Consider the following 15366-nt stretch of genomic DNA (forward strand, 5'->3'; position numbering starts at 1 on the left):
GTCAAGACGGATGAGCAGCGGCCCACTGCATGCGCGGAGGTCGCCTCGGGTGCTGCGCCCCGCCTGCACAGCGGGAAAGCGAGCCCGCCCTTTACCGAAAGGGCGTTGCGGAGTATGGGGGCTAACGGCCGGGACTGTCCCGGCCTTCGAAACACCCGCATCGAAGGATAGGAACCATGCATACCATCACCGCACTGCTGCGCGCGGCCCTCGCGGCCGCCTTCTGCCTCCTGCCCCTGGCCGCCGGGGCGGCCCACGCCGCCGAGGGCGACATCTACGTCAAGCTGACCACCACCAAGGGCGACATCGTGCTGGAGCTGAACCGCGCCAAGGCCCCCGCCACAGTGGACAACTTCGTCCAGTACGTGAAGGACGGCTTCTACGACGGCCTGATCTTCCACCGCGTCATCCCCGGGTTCATGATCCAGGGCGGCGGGCTGGACAAGGGCATGGTCCAGAAGGCGACCCGTGCGCCCATCACCAACGAGGCCGACAACGGGCTCAAGAACGACGCTTATACCGTGGCCATGGCCCGCACCGGGGACCCCCACTCCGCCACGGGGCAGTTCTTCATCAACGTGGTCAACAACGGCATGCTCGACTTCACCGCCAAGACCCCGCAGGGCTGGGGCTACGCCGTGTTCGGCAAGGTTGTGGAGGGCAAGGAGGTTGTGGACGCCATCAAGGGTGTGCGCACCATGAACATGGGCATGCACCAGAACGTGCCCGTGGAGCCCGTGGTCATCACCAAGGCCGAGATCGTGCAGCGCTAGCCGCCCCGGCCGGAATTGCCGAAGGCCCCGCCGCCCCGCCCGGACGCTCTGCGCGTCCCGGCGGGCGGCGGGGCTTTGTGTTTTAGGCCCTGCTGACCGGCTATTGATTCAGGAGCAGGAGTTCCACGCTGGCGGTACCCGAGGCGGGCTTTGCCGGGGGCAGGGGTACGTACCACGCGCCCCGGCCGTGGGTGAAGGCGAAGAGGCGCTTGGACTGGGGCTCGATGACCAGGTTCGCCGTGGTCACGTTGGCGAAGCCGGTGTGCTCCACGGCCCAGCTGGTCCCGCCGTTGTTGGTGACGTACACCCCGATGTCGGTGCCGACGTAGAGGCGGTTGGGATTGTTGGGGTCCGGCGCCACGCTGAGGGCCGGGACGTCGGGCAGGGCGCCCGTGCCGGTACCCGAGATGTTCGTCCAGGTCGCGCCCGAATCCGTGGACTTGAGCACGTGCGGCTGCCCGAAGGTGGAGCAGGTGGCGTAGAGCGTGGAGCTCAGGCCGGGGGCGTAGGCCACGCTGGATATGTAGCCGTTCACGATCTTGGGGCCGGTCCAGGTGGTGGCGGAGGTCGCGGCGAGCGCGGCGGTGGAGGTCAGCACGTAACCGGTGCTGGTGCCGGTGGCCACGCGGTTGGAGTCGCCCTTGAACACGGCCAGGGCGCTGACCCGGCCGGAGGGCAGGACGGCGCTGGCCTGGGTCCAGATGCCCGCGGCGTTGGTGGTGCGCCAGAGCTTGGTGCCGCCTGTCCAGAGGGTGTCGGGGGCGTTGGGGTCCATGACGAAGACCGCGATGAAGGGGAAGCTGTCCGCTATGCCGGCGTAGGCGTCGACGAAGGTCGCGCCCCCGTTGGTGGACTTGGTGATGGAGATGTTTGTGTACTCGGCGTAGAGCACCTGGGTGTTCTGTGGGTTGACCGCCACAGCCCCGCCGTCGCCGCCCTGGAGCGTGGCCCAGGCGTTGGGCCCGGCGGCGGTGCTGCCGCGCTGGGTGCCGTTGTCCTGCGTGCCGCCGAAGTACGTGGCGCCGCCGGGGTAGACCGCCCCGTAATAGAACTGCGTAACGCCGTAGCCGTTGTTCAGGTTGGTCCAGACGAAGTTGCCGGTGGTGCTGCAAGGGTTGGAGTTGGTGGCGGCGCGGGCCGTGTCGCTGCGGAAGACGCCGCCGTCGTTGCCCACGAACACGGTGGTGTTGGTGGTGCCGTTGTAATTGGGGTGGAACACGATGGCATGCTGGTCCGCGTGGACATAGTAGGGCGCATTGGAGTTGGCCCACCAGCTGGAGGCCAGGCCCCAGTTCTGGCCCTGGTCGTCGGAGCGGTAGAGGTCGATGCCGCCGGTCCAGACGCGGTTGGGGTCCACCGGGTCCACGGCGATCACGTTGTCGTACCAGCCCTGGTTGTACCAGAAGACGTTCGAGCCGCCCCAGCAGGTGGAGTAGAAGGCGTAGACCGTGTTGCTGAGCTGGGTGGTGTTGAGCTTCGTGGGGCTGGTGTTGCGTACCTGGGTGGCCCAGGACGCGCCGCCGTCGACGGAGCGCAGCACGGCCTGCATCCCGGAGTTGTAGTTGCCCCCAGCGTTGGAGCTGACCAGGGCGTAGACGATGTTCTGGCTCGAGGGCGCGATGGCCAGCGAGGTTCGGTCCATGCCGGCCTCGGAGTAGGAGCTGCTCCAGGTGGCCCCGGCGTCGTTGCTGTAGCGGATGGTGGCGGTGGTGAAGATGCCGCAGGCGATGACCACGGTGTCAGGGTTGGTGTCCGTGCGTACCACCAGGTCGGTCACGCCGTTGACGGAGGAGGCGTCGTAAAGCCTGGACCACGTTGCCCCCGCGTCGGGCGAGACCCACAGGCCGGTGCGCGTGGCCGCGTAGATGCGGTTGTGGTCGTTGGGGCTCACGACCAGGCGGTTGACGTAATGGAAGTTGGAGCCGGTGGTGCTGGGCAGCTGGGTCCAGGTGGCTCCGCCGTCGGTGGTCTTGAAGAGGCCCGCTCCGCGCACCGCGTCGGCGTTGAAGTAGCCCTCGCCGGTACCCGCGTAGATCACTTGCGGGTTCGTGGGGTCCATGACCAGGCTGCACACCGCCAGGTTGGCGAACAGGTCGCCCTGGGGGGTCCAGGAGGCCCCGGAATCAACACTCTTCCAGACGCCGCCCGCCACGCCGCCCGCATACATGATGTTCGGGGAGTTGGCCTGGATGATGAGCGCGCGCGTGCGCCCGCCCACGTTGCCCGGGCCCACGGAGGTCCAGGTGGAGAGGGTGCCCGTGCGCTTGGCGTCCAGCGCGCGGATCGAATCGGCCGTGAAGGACTGGTTCAGGCGGCTGGAAAACACCGGCATCTGCTTCGAGGCGTTGATGGCCTCAATGTACTTCTGCACCGGCAGGCTGGTTTCGCCCACGGGCGCGCGCTGGCTGGCGTAGAACTGCTGGGCTTCGCTGGGCTGGTCGAAACGCTTGGGGCCTTTGGCTTCCTTGCGGGCGCGTTTTTTCTCCAGGAACTCCATGCGTTCGGGTGGAAGGGGCGACCCGGCTGCGGCTTGGCCCGCCTCGGCCAAGAGCACGGGCTCCCCCTCCGCCGCAGCGGATTTCTCCTTGGCGGACTGGCAGCCGGACAACAAAAGGCACCAGACAGCCAGCACGGCCAGGGCGGTTCTCAGACGCGGTGAAGAGTACTGCACGTGCGACTCCCTATAGGATGAGGGTTGATCTGCCAGGTGGCTACGGGACGCGTGTTTTAGGGCCTGTGGACCGGCTATTGATTCATCAGCAGGAGGTCCACGCCGGGATTCCCCGCGGCGGGCTTCGCCGGGGGCAGGGGCACGTACCAGGCACCCCGGCCGTGCGTGAAGGCGTACAGCCGCTTGGACTGGGGCTCGATGACCAGGTTCGCCGTGGTCACGTTGGCGAAGCCGGTATGCTCCACGGCCCAGCTGCCCCCGCCGTTGCTGGTGACGTACACCCCGATGTCGGTGCCCACGTAGAGGCGGTTCCGGTTGTTGGGGTCGGGCATCACGGTGAGGGCCGGGACGTCCGGCAGGGCGCCCGCGCCGCTGCCGCTGATGCTGGTCCAGGTCGCGCCGGAGTCAGTGGACTTGAGCACGTGCGGCTGCCCGAAGGTGGAGCAGGTGGCGTAGAGCGTGGCGCTCAGGCCGGGGGCGTAGACCACGCTGGAGATATAACCGTTGACGACCTGCGCGCTGCTCCAGTCGGTAGTCGCCCCAGCGGAGAGCGCCGCGGTGGTGGTCAGCACCTGGCCGGCGGTGGTCCCGTAGGCCACGCGGTTCGAGTCCCCTTTGTAGACCGCGAGCGCGCTCACGTTGACGCCATTGGCCAAGGCGGTGCTGGCGGGTGTCCAGTTCTCGGCCGCGTCGGTGGTGCGCCACAGGCTCGAGCCGCCTATCCAGAGCGTGTCTGGGGCGTTGGGGTCCATCACGAAGGGCGTGATGAACGGGAAGGTGTCTTTGGGGGCGGTGATGCCGTTGTGGGCGTTGGAGAAATGCGCACCGCCGTTGACCGACTTCTGGAAGGAGAGCGAATCGTTCTCCGCATAGAGAATCTGCGTGTTCTGCGGGTTCACGGCCACTGCCCCTCCGTCGCCGCCGATCAGGGTGGTCCAGTTGTTGGCGCCGCCAGCCAGGGAGCCGCGCGTGACGCCGTTGTCCTGCGCTCCGGCGAAGAAGATGGAACCTCCCGGGTAGACCGCGCCGTAATAGAACTGGGTGACTCCGTAGCCGTTGTTCAGGTTGGTCCAGACCAGGTTGCCGGTGGAGGCGCAGGGGTCTGTGCTGGTGGGGGCGAGGGGGGTGGTGGTCTTGAAGATGCCTCCGTCGTTGCCCACGAACATGGTGGTGTTGGTGGTGCCGTTGTAGTTCGGGTGGAACACGATGGCGTGATGGTCGGCATGCACGTAGAACGGCGCTCCGGGGTCGGCCCACCAGCAGGAGGCCAGGCCCCAGTTCTGGCCCTGGTCGTCGGAACGGAAGAGATCGATCCCGCCCGCCCAGACCCGGTTCGGGTCTGTGGGGTCCACGGCGATCACGTTGTCATACCAGCCCTGGTTGAAGAAGGCGTCCGGGCGCTGGGCGCAGGTTTCATAGAAGACGTAGTATGGGTTGCTGAGCAGCGCGGTGTTCAGTTTCGTGGCGTCGGTGTTGCGGACCTGGGTGGTCCAGGTCTCGCCGCCATCGGCGGAGCGCAATACGGCGAGCATTCCGTCCTTGTAGTGGCCAGGCGCGTTGGAGCTGGCCAGGGCGTAGAGGATGCTCTGGTCGGAGGGGGCCATGGCAAGCGCGGTGCGGGCCATGCCGGGCTCGGTGTGCACCTGCGTCCAGGTCTCGCCGGCGTCCTCGCTGCGCTGGATGGAGGCGGTGGCTGGCGCACTGATGAAGGTGCCGCAGGACATCACCAGGGTGTCGGGGTTGGTGTCGGTGCGCACCAGCAGGTCGGTGACGCCGTTCACCGCCGAGGCGTCGTAGAGTTTGGACCACGTGGCCCCCGAGTCCGGGGAGACCCACAGCCCGGTGCGCGTGGCCGCGTAGATGCGGGTGTGGTCGTTGGGGCTGATCACCAGACGGTTGACGTAGTAGAAATCGCTGGTGGCGGTGCTCGGCAGCTGGCTCCAGGTGGCGCCGCCGTCGGCGGTCTTGAAGATGCCCGCCCCGCGCACCGCATCGCTGTTGAAGTAGCCCTCCCCGGTGCCCGCGTAGACAATCTGCGGGTTCGTCTGGTCCTGGGCCAGGCTGCACACGGCCATGTTGGCGAACAGGTCGCCCAGGGGCGTCCAGGTTGCGCCGGAGTTCGTGGTCTTCCAGACGCCGCCCGCCACGCCGCCCGCGTACATGATGTTCGGGGAGTTGGCCTGGATGATGAGCGCGCGCGTGCGCCCGCCCACGTTGCCCGGGCCCACGGAGGTCCAGGTGGAGAGCGCGCCCGTTCGTTTGGCGTCCAGTTCGCGGATGGAGTCTGCCGTGAAGGATTGGTCCAGGCGGCTGGAGTATACAGGCATCCGCTTCGAGGCGTTGATGGCCTCGATGTACTTCTGCACAGGCAAGCTGGTTTCGCCCTTGGGCAGGCGCTGGCTGGCGAAGAACTGCTGGGCCTGACTGGGCTGGTCGAAGCGCTTGGGGCCCTTGGCCGCCTTGCGGGCGAACCGCTTGTCCAGGAACTCCCGGCGGTCGGAAGACGGGGAGGAGCCCTGGCCCGCTTCGGCCAGAAGCAGGGGCTGCCCCTCGGGCGCGGTGGATTTTTCCTTGGCGGATTGGCAGCCTGCCGACAGAAGACACCAGACAACCAGCAAGACCAGGGCGGCTCTCAAGCGCGGTGATGAGTACTGCACGGGCGACTCCCTGAGTGGGGGGGTTGATCTGCCGGTGGGCAGCGGTGGCGTGACTTGGCTCAAACTATCCGGGCGTTCCGCGGGATGCAAGCTCCGTACACCCGGATGCGTATGAAACGCCCCGAGACATTGCTCCCGGGGCATAATGAATCGTGATTGTTTTTATACAACTGATAGAGTGAGTCTATTTTTAACACGTTCCAGGGTGTCACGAAATCACACCGTTTTCGTTCCACGTTGGGAAAAAACGCACATTGCCTTGTTTTTCTTGACAATTCGCCGCCGTTACCTCATAGGCTCCCTTAACTGGTCTCCCCCAATGGTTTCACAATCCGAGGCGGGTGCGAAATGGTCTTCAGCTGGCTCAACGTGGCGGTCTTCGCCTGTCTCGCGGCCGGGATAGCCTTCGCGGGCGGCCCCCTGGTGGCCGCTTTCCTCCTGGCGCCGCGCACCAGCGGCGGCGCGTTCGCGGAGCCCTACGAGTGCGGCATGGTGCCGCGCGGGCAGGCCTGGACGCGCTTCGGCATCAACTACTCGCTCTACGCCCTGATCTTCCTCTCCTTCGACGTGGACGTGCTCTACCTCTTCCCCGTGGCCACGGCCTATCCGCAGAGCCAGGGCTGGGGGCCGCTGTGGGCGCTGTTCGCTTTCGTGGGGGTGCTCGGGCTGGCGATGCTCTACTTCCAGCGCAAGGGGGTGTTCACGTGGCCCAGGCGCATCCGCTGACCCCGCGCACCGACCAGGTGCTGCCTCCCAGGCTCGATTTCGCCCTGCCCCGGCAGGTGTTCGACCTCTGCCGGGCCATGTCCCTGTGGCCCATGACCTTCGGCCTGGCCTGCTGCGCCATCGAGATGATGGCCGTGACCATGCCCCGCTTCGACCTCTCCCGCTTCGGGGCCGAGGTGTTCCGGCCTTCGCCGCGCCAATCCGACCTGATGATCGTGGCGGGCACCGTGACCCGCAAGATGGCCCCGGCCCTGGTGACGCTCTACGAGCAGATGCCCGCCCCCAAGTTCGTGCTGGCCATGGGCAACTGCGCCATCTCGGGCGGCCCCTTCAAGTACGAGGGCCAGTACGGCGTGGTGGAGGGCGTGGACACCCTGGTGCCCGTGGACGTCTACGTGCCCGGCTGCCCCCCCAGGCCCGAGGCGCTCATGGAAGGCCTGTTCCAGCTGCAGGCCAAGCTGACCGGCAAACGCTTCTGGCCCGTGCCCGAACTGGTGGAGGGGTAGCCATGCCCGAACTTACCTCACGCCTGCTGCTGGCCATGCCCACCGGGGATTCCGGGCGCGACGCGGCCCTGCACGTGAAGCCCCGCGACATCCGCCTGGTGGCCGAGCGCCTGCTCTGCCAGGACTGGTTCCTGGAGGACGTCTGCGGCCTGGACCTGGCCGACGGCCTGGCCGTGCTCTACCACTTCGCCCACTGGGCCCGGCCCGGGCGCGTGGTGGTGCGCGTCATGCTCGACCACGACAAGCCCGAGTGCCCCTCCATCGAGGGCATCTACCCCGGGGCCTCCTGGCACGAGCGCGAAACCCGCGACTTCTTCGGCATCGAGTTCACCGGCGCGGCCAACACCACGCCGCTCCTGCTGGCCGAGCGCCTGGACCCGCCGCCGCTTCTCAAACGGCCCGAGCGGCGCATACCCAGGGGCAGGCTCTGGCCCCAGGGCGAGTGGGTCGGCCCTGCCGGAGGCCACAGCCTGGCCGAGGAGCTCATGTCCATCTGCGGCGAGGAGGGCGACCAATGAGCTGGCCAGCGGCTGACCCCTGCCAGGGGCTCGAGGGAGACCTCTACGCCCGCGTCTTCGCCGAGGGGGCGCGGGACGACACCCTGATCCTGAACATGGGGCCGCAGCACCCCTCCACCCACGGCGTGCTGCGCGTGCTCCTGGAGATGGACGGCGAATACGTGCTGCGGGCCGAGCCCGTGCTGGGCTACATCCACCGCATGCACGAGCACATGGCCCAGAACAGGGCCTACGTGCAGTTCTTCCCCAACATGGGCCGCGTGGACTACCTGCACGCCCTGGCCTGGAACTGGGCCTGGGCCGGCGCGGTGGAGAGGCTGGCCGGACTGGAGGTGCCGCGCCGGGCCGAGTACATCCGGGTGATCTGCACGGAGCTCAACCGCATCAACTCCCACCTGCTCTGGTGGGGGGCCTACCTGCTGGACCTGGGCGCGGTGACGCCCATCATGTACGCCTTCGAGGACCGCGAGCTGGTCATGGACATGCTTCAGCTCATCACCGGCTCCCGCCTGACCTACAGCTCCTTCCGCTTCGGCGGCGTGCTCACGGACATCGACATCGAGTTCGTTTCCCGCTGCCGCTCCTTCCTGGCGCGCATGCCCGAGCGCCTGGAGATGTACCGCGACCTGGTCACGGGCAACGCCATCCTGCGCGGCCGCCTGGAGGGCGTGGGCGTCATCGACCAGATGACCGCCCGGCGCTACGGGGCCACCGGCCCGGTGCTGCGCGGCTCCGGCGTGCCCTACGACGTGCGCCGCGCCGAGCCCTACGGCCTCTACCACGAGTTCGACTACGCCGTGCCCGTCCGCCACGAGGGCGACTGCATGGCCCGCTACATGGTGCGCATGGACGAGCTGGAAGCCTCGCTCTCTATCGTGGCCCAGGCCCTGGACGGCCTGCCCGAGGGCCACCACATCCATCCCGACGCCCCGCGCGGCAAGTGGCGGCCCCCGGCGGGGGAGGTCTACTTCGCGGTGGAGGGCGCGCGCGGCAAGATCGGCGTGTACGTGGCCAGCGACGGCACCGAGATCCCCTACCGGGTGAAGCTGCGCTCCCCCAGCTTCTCCAACCTGAGCCTTTTCGCCGAGATCGGGCAGGGTACGCTGCTCTCCGACGCGGTGGCCATCCTGGGCAGCCTGGACCTCGTCATCCCGGAGATCGACAGATGAGCGCCCGCATCCACGCGGCTTTTTGCCCGGCCCCAGGGCCAGCCGCGAGCCAGAACGCCGGTGCGGCCATCGTTCCCGCCCTCGCAGACCGCATAAGGAGGCCCGGAGCATGAACGGTTCCCTTCTCACGTCCGTGGCCCCGGAACTGCTGCGCCTGGGCATCGGCCTGCTGGCCCTGGTGGGCTTCATCGCGGCCAACGGCATGCTGCTGCTCTATGTGGAGCGCAAGGTGGCGGGCCACGTGCAGCGCCGCCCCGGACCCTTCGAGGTGGGCCCGCACGGCCTGCTGCAGGCCTTCGCGGACGCGGGCAAGCTGGTGGGCAAGCAGCTCGCCACCCCGGCCGGGGCCGACGGGCTGCTGTTCTGGGCCGCGCCGCTCATGGCCTTCATGCCCGTGCCGCTCATGTTCATCGCCATCCCCTTCGGGGAGAACCTCTTCGGGCTGGAGACCAACCTGGGCCTGGTGCTCATCCTGAGCTTCGCGGGCTTCAACGTGCTGGCCCTGTGCCTGGCGGGCTGGGGCTCCAACAACAAGTGGTCGCTCCTGGGTGCTGCGCGGGCCGTGTCGCAGGCGGTGGCCTACGAGATCCCGCTGCTGCTCTCCGTGCTGGCCGTGGCCCTGATGTGCGGCAGCCTGGACCTGCGCCAGCTGGCCTCCTCCCAGGGCGGCTGGCCCTGGCAGTGGAACGTGGCGGTGCAGCCCCTGGCCTTCTTCATCTACTTCGTCTGCGCCGTGGCCGAGACCAACCGCGCCCCCTTCGACCTGGCCGAGGCCGAATCCGAGCTGACTGCGGGCGTGCACACCGAATATTCCGGCATGGGCAACGGCATCTTCTTCCTGGCCGAGTACGCCAACATGATCGTGGTGGGCTGCGTGGCCACGGCGCTGTTCCTGGGCGGGGCGCAGGGGCCGTTTGCGCCGGGGCCGTGGTGGTTCCTGGCCAAGATGTACCTGCTGGTCACGCTGGTGATCTTCATGCGCTGGACCTACCCGCGCGTGCGCTTCGACCAGCTGCTCAACCTCAACTGGCGCTGGCTCATGCCGCTGGCGCTGGTCAACCTCCTGGCCACGGCCTTCGCCGTGAAGCTGGCCGGGTAGGGGAGGCGCCAATGGCCATACTGACCGCACCCATCCAGGCGCTCGCCGCCGTGTGGAGCATGGTGGTGGGGCTTCGCGTCACCGTCACCAACTTCTTCAGGCCGCAGGAGACCATCCACTACCCCCGGCAGGAAGTCCCTCCCAGCCATCTGGACAGCTTCCGGGGCCACATCGAGCTGGTGGGCGCCGACGAGGACCCGGCCAAGGCGCGCTGCATCGGCTGCGGGCTCTGCGCCGAACTGTGCCCCTCCTTCTGCCTGAAGGTGGTGGCCGAGGAACTGCCTGTTGATTCGGCGGTCTGCTACCCCTCCCAGGCCGGGACGGACCTGCTCATGCCCACGCCCAAATTCCGGGCCGCGCCGCCCAGCCAGACGCAGCCGCGCAAGCTGCTCTCCTACCATCTGGTGTACCATACCTGCAGCCTGTGCGGCCTGTGCGTGCAGAACTGCCCGGCGGGCTCGCTGCGCTTCTCGCACGACGTGTATCTTGCGGGCGCGAGCCGCGGCCGCTTCGAGTTCGACCTCATGGAGCGCCTGCGCGGCCAGGCGGCCCGGGGGGGAGCAAAGGGGGGCAAGGCCCATGCGTGAGCTGGTGGTACAGGTATCCTTCGCGCTCTACGCCGCGCTGACCCTGGGCGGGGCGGTCTGGGCCGTCACTGCCAAAAGCCTGGTGCGAGCGCTCTTGGGGCTCACGCTCTCGCTCATGGGCGTGGCCGCGCTCTACGTGCTCATCGCCGCGCCCCTGGTGGCCCTGATGCAGATTCTCATCTACGTGGGCGCGGTGGTGGTGCTCATCTTCTTCGCCATCATGCTCACCAGGGCCCAGGCCGAGCAGGAGGAGGCGGGAGCCCGCGACACCGGGCGCTACCTCCGCGCCGGGGCCGCCGGTCTGGCGGTGGCGGGGCTCCTGGCCGCGGCCTGCCTGCGCCACGGGCCGAAGATATCGGGCACGGCCTCCGAAATACCCCCCTCCGACATCGGCGCGGCCTTCCTCGGCCCCTACGTGCTGGGCTTCGAGGTGATCTCGGTGGTGCTCTTCGCGGCCATGGCCGGGGCCGTGGTCCTTGCCTTCGAGAGGAGGAAGCCCAGATGAGCCCGCTGCTGCTGTATCAACTGGTGGCCTTCGGGCTCCTGGCCGTGGGCCTGTTCGGTCTGCTCTCTCGCTCAAGCCTGGTGGGCATGCTCATCAGCGTGGAGCTGATGCTCAACGGCGCGGGGCTCTCCATCGTGGCCGCCGGGCAGCTCACGCCCATGCCGGACGAGCTGGGCCAGGCGGCGGCGCTCTTCGTGATGGGGCTCGCGGCGGCTGAATCCACGCTGGTTCTGGCCATCGTCTACGTGGTGCGCAAACGATTCGGCAGCGCGGCAAGCGACGCGGTGTCGGAGCTGAGGGGGTAGGGCGGACATGGCCGAATTCCTTGAAAGCCCGAGGCTGCTCCTCCCCCTGGCGGTGACCTTCGTCGCGCCCTTCCTGGTCTGGCGCTTCGGCAACCGCCCCAACCTGCGCGAGGGCGTGAGCTTCGCGGGCGGCTTCCTGGCCTTCTGCGCCGTGCTGTGGCTGGCCCCGGCGGTGCTGGCGGGCAAGGTCTGGCTGTGGCGTGTATGCGAACTGATGCCGGGCATCACCGTGACCTTCTGCGTCGACGGCCTCTCCCTGATCTTCGCGCTGGTGGCCTGCTTCCTGTGGATGTTCGCCACCAGCTACAACATCGGCTACATGCGCTCCCTGGATGAGCACGCCCAGACGCGCTACTTCTTCTGCTTCGCCGTGGCCATCTTCGGGGCCGTGGGCGTGGCCTTCTCAGCCAACGTGTTCACGCTGTACCTGTTCTACGAGGTCATCACCATCTTCACCTACCCCCTGGTGGCCCACCACCAGGACGAGGAGGGCTTCGCGGGCGCGCGCAAGTACATGGTGTACCTCATGGGCTCCTCCAAGCTGTTCCTGCTGCCCGCCATGATCCTGACCTACGTGCTGGCCGGAACCCTGGAGTTCAACCTGACCGACATCGTGCACGGCATGTTCCCCAAGGATGCCAACCCCGTGCTGGTTCAGGTCACCTACTTCCTCTACCTGTTCGGGCTGGCCAAGGCGGCCATCATGCCCCTGCACAACTGGCTGCCCGGGGCCATGGTGGCGCCCACGCCTGTCTCGGCGCTTCTCCACGCCGTGGCCGTGGTCAAGGCGGGCGTGTTCAGCCTGAGCCGGGTGATGCTCTCCGGCTTCGGGGTGCAGGCACTGGATTCGCTCGGGATTGGCATGGCCACGGCCTGGCTGGCGGCGTTCACCATCGTGGCCGCCTCGGTGATCGCACTGACCAAGGACGACCTCAAGGCCCGGCTGGCCTACTCCACGGTGAGCCAGCTCTCCTACGTTATCCTTGGCGTGGCGCTGCTCACGCCCCTGGCGGTGTCGGGGGGGCTGGCGCACATCGCGCACCACGCGTTCTCCAAGATCACGCTGTTCTTCGCGGCGGGGGCCATCTACGTGGCCGCGCACACCAAGAAGATCAGCCTCATGGACGGCCTGGGCAGGAAGATGCCCTTCACCTTCGCGGCCTTCGCCGTGGGGAGTTTGTCCATGATCGGCGTGCCGCCCTCCTGCGGGTTCGTGACCAAATGGCTGGTGGCCGGGGGCGCGCTGCAGGCGGATAGGCTGGCGATATTGCTGGTGCTGGGGGCGTCCACGGTGCTGAACGCGGCGTATTTCGCGCCGGTGGTGTACCGGGCGTTCTTCAGGCCCGCGCCCGAAGGCGCGGAGCATCATGGGGGCGAGGCCCCGCTGAGCATGGTGGTGCCGCTGTCGCTCACGGCGCTGATATCGCTGTATCTGGGCATTTTCCCGGAGACGTTCATGCGATTCGTGAACGCGTTCGGGGGATTTTAGGAAGATTTTGGTGACCGGTTCCGGCCTTGGCCTCAGCCGGGCCGTGCCGCCCGATATATTTGAAGAATATCAGCCGTCACGGCCCGGCTGAGGCCAAGGCCGGAACCGAAGCGGTTCAGCGCGGTAAAATGGGGCTGGGAAGCATTGAAATGACCGTGTCCGTCTGGGACGCGAAGCAGAATGGGAGTCCAGAGGGACGAAGTCCCTTTGGCCGCCGGAGGCCCTCCTCCCTCGAAGGGCCATAATTGACGAAGGGGAAACGCCTGTGAGCAGCAAGTACTGGAAGATCCTGGCGGCGATCCTGGCCGCGCTGGCGGGGGCCAACCTGCTGGTGCTGCCGCACCACCCGCACTTCGAGGCCGAGGCCGTGCCCGGGTTCTGGGCCGCCTTCGGGCTCCTGGGCGGGCTGGCGCTGTGCGTGGCCGCCGGGGCCATGCTGGGGCCGCTGGTCAGGATCAACGGGAGGGAAGGCGATGGCCGCTGAAATGGTGGGCTTCGTGCATCCGTCCCTGGCCTTCCTGGGGCTGGCCGCGCTGCTGCCCTTCGCCAGGGGGCGGATCAACTGGAAGCCGCTGACGCTCATCCCGCCGCTGATCGCGGTGGCCACGGCCGTGTGGCTGAGCTTCTCCCTGGAGGGCGGCCAGGTCGTGCTGGCCAAGATGCACTGGCTGGGTAACACCCTGGTGCTGGCCCGGGCGGACAAGCTCTCCCTGGTGTTCATGCACGTGTTCGCCCTGCAATCCCTGCTGGCGGCGGTGTACGCCCTTTACCAGGACACTCCCGCCGAACCCGCGGCCGCCGCGCTGCACGTGGGCGGCGCCCTGGGCTGCCTGCTGGCGGGCGACTACCTCACGCTCTTCGTGTTCTGGGAGCTGACCAGCATCGGCTCCACGCTGCTCATCTGGCTCAGGCGCACGGACGCGGCCCAGGCGGCGGGCTACCGCTATTTTCTGTTCCACATCTTCGGCGGGCTGCTCCTGCTGTTCGGGCTGATCCTGCGCTACAAGGCCACGGGCTCCCTGGCCTTCGAGCACGTGGCCCCCGGCCCCCTGGCCCTGTACGACATGCTCATCCTGGCCGGGTTCGCGGTGAACGCGGCCGTGGTGCCGCTGCACGCCTGGCTCTCCGACGCCTACCCCGAGGCCTCGGCCATGGGTTCGGTGTACCTCTGCGCCTTCACCACCAAGACTGCGGTGTACGTGCTGGCCAGGGCCTTCTCCGGGTTCGAGCCGCTGACGGTGGCCGGGGCGGCGATGGTGATCTACGCGGGCGTCTACGCCCTGGTGGAGAGCGACGCCCGGCGCAGCCTGGCCTACCAGACCATCGCCCAGGTGGGTTTCATGCTGGCGGGCATCGGCGTGGGCACCGAGATGGCCCTCAACGGGGCCTGCGCACACGCCTTCGCCCACGTGGCCTACAAGGGTCTGATGTTCATGGCCGTGGGCGCGGTGATCACCTCCACGGGCACCGGGCGCATGGAGCGCCTGGGCGGGCTGGCCAAGGCCATGCCCCTGGTGGCCGCCTGCTACCTGGCGGCGGCGGCCAGCACCTCGGGCCTGCCGCTGTTCGGCGGCTTCACCACCAAATCCATGACCATCGCTGCGGCCTCGGGCTTCAACACCTGGCTGGGCCTGGCCCTGGAGCTGGGCGCGCTGGCGGCCATCCTGGCCGTGGGCGTGCGCCTGCCCTGGCTGGTGTTCTTCGCGCCCGAGGGGCAGGCCGAACCGGCAGCCCCGGTGCCGAACTGCATGAAGGCGGCAATGGCGGGCGGGGCGCTCGTCTGCCTGGGCCTGGGCGTGATGCCGGGCGCGCTGTACGCCATCCTGCCCTACAAGGTTGATTTCCAGCCCTACACGGCCTGGAGCGTGCTGCAGTCGCTCATGCTCACGGGCTTCGGCGTGCTGGCCTATATGGTCGCGAAGAACGTGGTGGCCCCGCTGCCCGGGCGGCTGGCGGATTTCGACATGCTCTACGGGGCCGTGGGCCGGGTGTTCTACAAGCTCGTGTCGCAGCCCCTGGCCTTCGTGGACGGCATCTGGAGCGAGGTCTACCGCACGGTGGGCCTGCGCGGGCTGATGGAAAAGGCGCGATTCGCGGCCGTGTTCGACCGCAAGGGCATCGACATGGTGGTGGACGGTGCGGCCTACGCCGCCGGGCATCTGGGCGGCGTTGCGGCCACGGCGCAGACCGGGCGGCTGCAGACCTACCTGGCGGCCTCGCTGGCCCTGGCCGTGGCGGTGTTCGCGGGGATCTGGCTGTGGCCGTAGATTTTTCGGCCGCCCTTACCCCCGGTGCGGCCTGTCCGCCGCCCGGCGGGACTGGCGTATTTGAAGAACACCCGCCCCGCCGGGCGGCGGACAG

Annotated in this window: 14 protein-coding genes; 12 read left to right on the top strand and 2 right to left on the bottom strand. The window is 68.1% G+C overall.

The features are described 5' to 3' along the window. Positions 1-176: 176 nt before the first annotated feature. Positions 177-773 (top strand): peptidylprolyl isomerase, encoded by a 597-nt coding sequence (locus tag MLE18_RS17120; RefSeq protein WP_243440021.1) that lies wholly within the window; start codon positions 177-179, stop codon positions 771-773. A gap of 100 nt (positions 774-873) precedes the next feature. Here the strand turns inward: MLE18_RS17120 and MLE18_RS17125 are convergent, their stop codons facing one another. Then, positions 874-3444, bottom strand: a complete 2571-nt coding sequence (locus MLE18_RS17125) for a WD40/YVTN/BNR-like repeat-containing protein (RefSeq protein WP_243440022.1) — start codon at positions 3442-3444, stop codon at positions 874-876. Positions 3445-3518: 74 nt separating this feature from the next. Then, a complete protein-coding gene (locus MLE18_RS17130) occupies positions 3519-6101 on the bottom strand; it encodes a WD40/YVTN/BNR-like repeat-containing protein (RefSeq protein ID WP_243440023.1) in 2583 nt (860 codons plus the stop codon). Between the two features lie 348 nt (positions 6102-6449). On the opposite strand from MLE18_RS17130, the gene MLE18_RS17135 reads away from it, so the two are divergent. From MLE18_RS17135 to MLE18_RS17185, 11 genes are all read left to right on the top strand, one after another. Beyond that, positions 6450-6827, top strand: a complete 378-nt coding sequence (locus MLE18_RS17135; RefSeq protein WP_243440024.1) for an NADH-quinone oxidoreductase subunit A — start codon at positions 6450-6452, stop codon at positions 6825-6827. A 17-nt stretch (positions 6828-6844) separates the two neighbouring features. Then, complete coding sequence (locus tag MLE18_RS17140) at positions 6845-7333, top strand: NADH-quinone oxidoreductase subunit B (protein ID WP_243440034.1); 489 nt, start codon at positions 6845-6847, stop codon at positions 7331-7333. 2 nt (positions 7334-7335) lie between these two features. Continuing rightward, positions 7336-7851, top strand: a complete 516-nt coding sequence (locus tag MLE18_RS17145; protein ID WP_243440025.1) for an NADH-quinone oxidoreductase subunit C — start codon at positions 7336-7338, stop codon at positions 7849-7851. Then, positions 7848-9020: an NADH-quinone oxidoreductase subunit D gene (locus MLE18_RS17150; RefSeq protein WP_419714901.1), complete on the top strand. Its 1173-nt coding sequence runs from the start codon at positions 7848-7850 to the stop codon at positions 9018-9020. The genes MLE18_RS17145 and MLE18_RS17150 overlap by 4 nt, the downstream gene beginning before the upstream one ends. Positions 9021-9129: 109 nt before the next feature. Then, the gene (nuoH, locus tag MLE18_RS17155; protein WP_243440026.1) at positions 9130-10119 is read left to right on the top strand and encodes an NADH-quinone oxidoreductase subunit NuoH; all 990 of its coding nucleotides are present in this window, start codon (positions 9130-9132) and stop codon (positions 10117-10119) included. An 11-nt stretch (positions 10120-10130) separates the two neighbouring features. Next, a complete protein-coding gene (locus MLE18_RS17160; protein ID WP_243440027.1) occupies positions 10131-10706 on the top strand; it encodes a 4Fe-4S dicluster domain-containing protein in 576 nt (191 codons plus the stop codon). Beyond that, positions 10699-11211, top strand: coding sequence for an NADH-quinone oxidoreductase subunit J family protein (locus MLE18_RS17165; RefSeq protein WP_243440028.1), 513 nt, complete (start codon positions 10699-10701; stop codon positions 11209-11211). Before MLE18_RS17160 ends, MLE18_RS17165 begins: the two co-directional genes overlap by 8 nt. After that, a complete protein-coding gene (nuoK, locus tag MLE18_RS17170; RefSeq protein ID WP_243440029.1) occupies positions 11208-11516 on the top strand; it encodes an NADH-quinone oxidoreductase subunit NuoK in 309 nt (102 codons plus the stop codon). The genes MLE18_RS17165 and nuoK overlap by 4 nt, the downstream gene beginning before the upstream one ends. A 7-nt stretch (positions 11517-11523) precedes the next feature. Then, a complete protein-coding gene (locus MLE18_RS17175) occupies positions 11524-13005 on the top strand; it encodes a monovalent cation/H+ antiporter subunit D family protein (protein WP_243440030.1) in 1482 nt (493 codons plus the stop codon). 265 nt (positions 13006-13270) lie between these two features. Next, positions 13271-13489, top strand: a complete 219-nt coding sequence (locus MLE18_RS17180) for a hypothetical protein (RefSeq protein ID WP_243440031.1) — start codon at positions 13271-13273, stop codon at positions 13487-13489. Next, complete coding sequence (locus MLE18_RS17185) at positions 13479-15272, top strand: Na(+)/H(+) antiporter subunit D (RefSeq protein WP_243440032.1); 1794 nt, start codon at positions 13479-13481, stop codon at positions 15270-15272. Before MLE18_RS17180 ends, MLE18_RS17185 begins: the two co-directional genes overlap by 11 nt. Positions 15273-15366: the final 94 nt, after the last annotated feature.

The organism is Fundidesulfovibrio soli, assembly GCF_022808695.1.
In the GTDB taxonomy this organism is placed as follows: Bacteria; Desulfobacterota; Desulfovibrionia; order Desulfovibrionales; family Desulfovibrionaceae; genus Fundidesulfovibrio; species Fundidesulfovibrio soli.

Excerpts from the sequence above, each read along its gene's own strand:
- MLE18_RS17120 (WP_243440021.1), top strand. The coding sequence starts at position 177 with ATGCATACCATCACCGCACTGCTGCGCGCGGCCCTCGCGGCCGCCTTC.
- MLE18_RS17135 (WP_243440024.1), top strand. The coding sequence starts at position 6,450 with ATGGTCTTCAGCTGGCTCAACGTGGCGGTCTTCGCCTGTCTCGCGGCC.
- MLE18_RS17145 (WP_243440025.1), top strand. The coding sequence starts at position 7,336 with ATGCCCGAACTTACCTCACGCCTGCTGCTGGCCATGCCCACCGGGGAT.
- MLE18_RS17150 (WP_419714901.1), top strand. The coding sequence starts at position 7,848 with ATGAGCTGGCCAGCGGCTGACCCCTGCCAGGGGCTCGAGGGAGACCTC.
- nuoH (WP_243440026.1), top strand. The coding sequence starts at position 9,130 with ATGAACGGTTCCCTTCTCACGTCCGTGGCCCCGGAACTGCTGCGCCTG.
- MLE18_RS17160 (WP_243440027.1), top strand. The coding sequence starts at position 10,131 with ATGGCCATACTGACCGCACCCATCCAGGCGCTCGCCGCCGTGTGGAGC.
- MLE18_RS17165 (WP_243440028.1), top strand. The coding sequence starts at position 10,699 with ATGCGTGAGCTGGTGGTACAGGTATCCTTCGCGCTCTACGCCGCGCTG.
- nuoK (WP_243440029.1), top strand. The coding sequence starts at position 11,208 with ATGAGCCCGCTGCTGCTGTATCAACTGGTGGCCTTCGGGCTCCTGGCC.
- MLE18_RS17175 (WP_243440030.1), top strand. The coding sequence starts at position 11,524 with ATGGCCGAATTCCTTGAAAGCCCGAGGCTGCTCCTCCCCCTGGCGGTG.
- MLE18_RS17185 (WP_243440032.1), top strand. The coding sequence starts at position 13,479 with ATGGCCGCTGAAATGGTGGGCTTCGTGCATCCGTCCCTGGCCTTCCTG.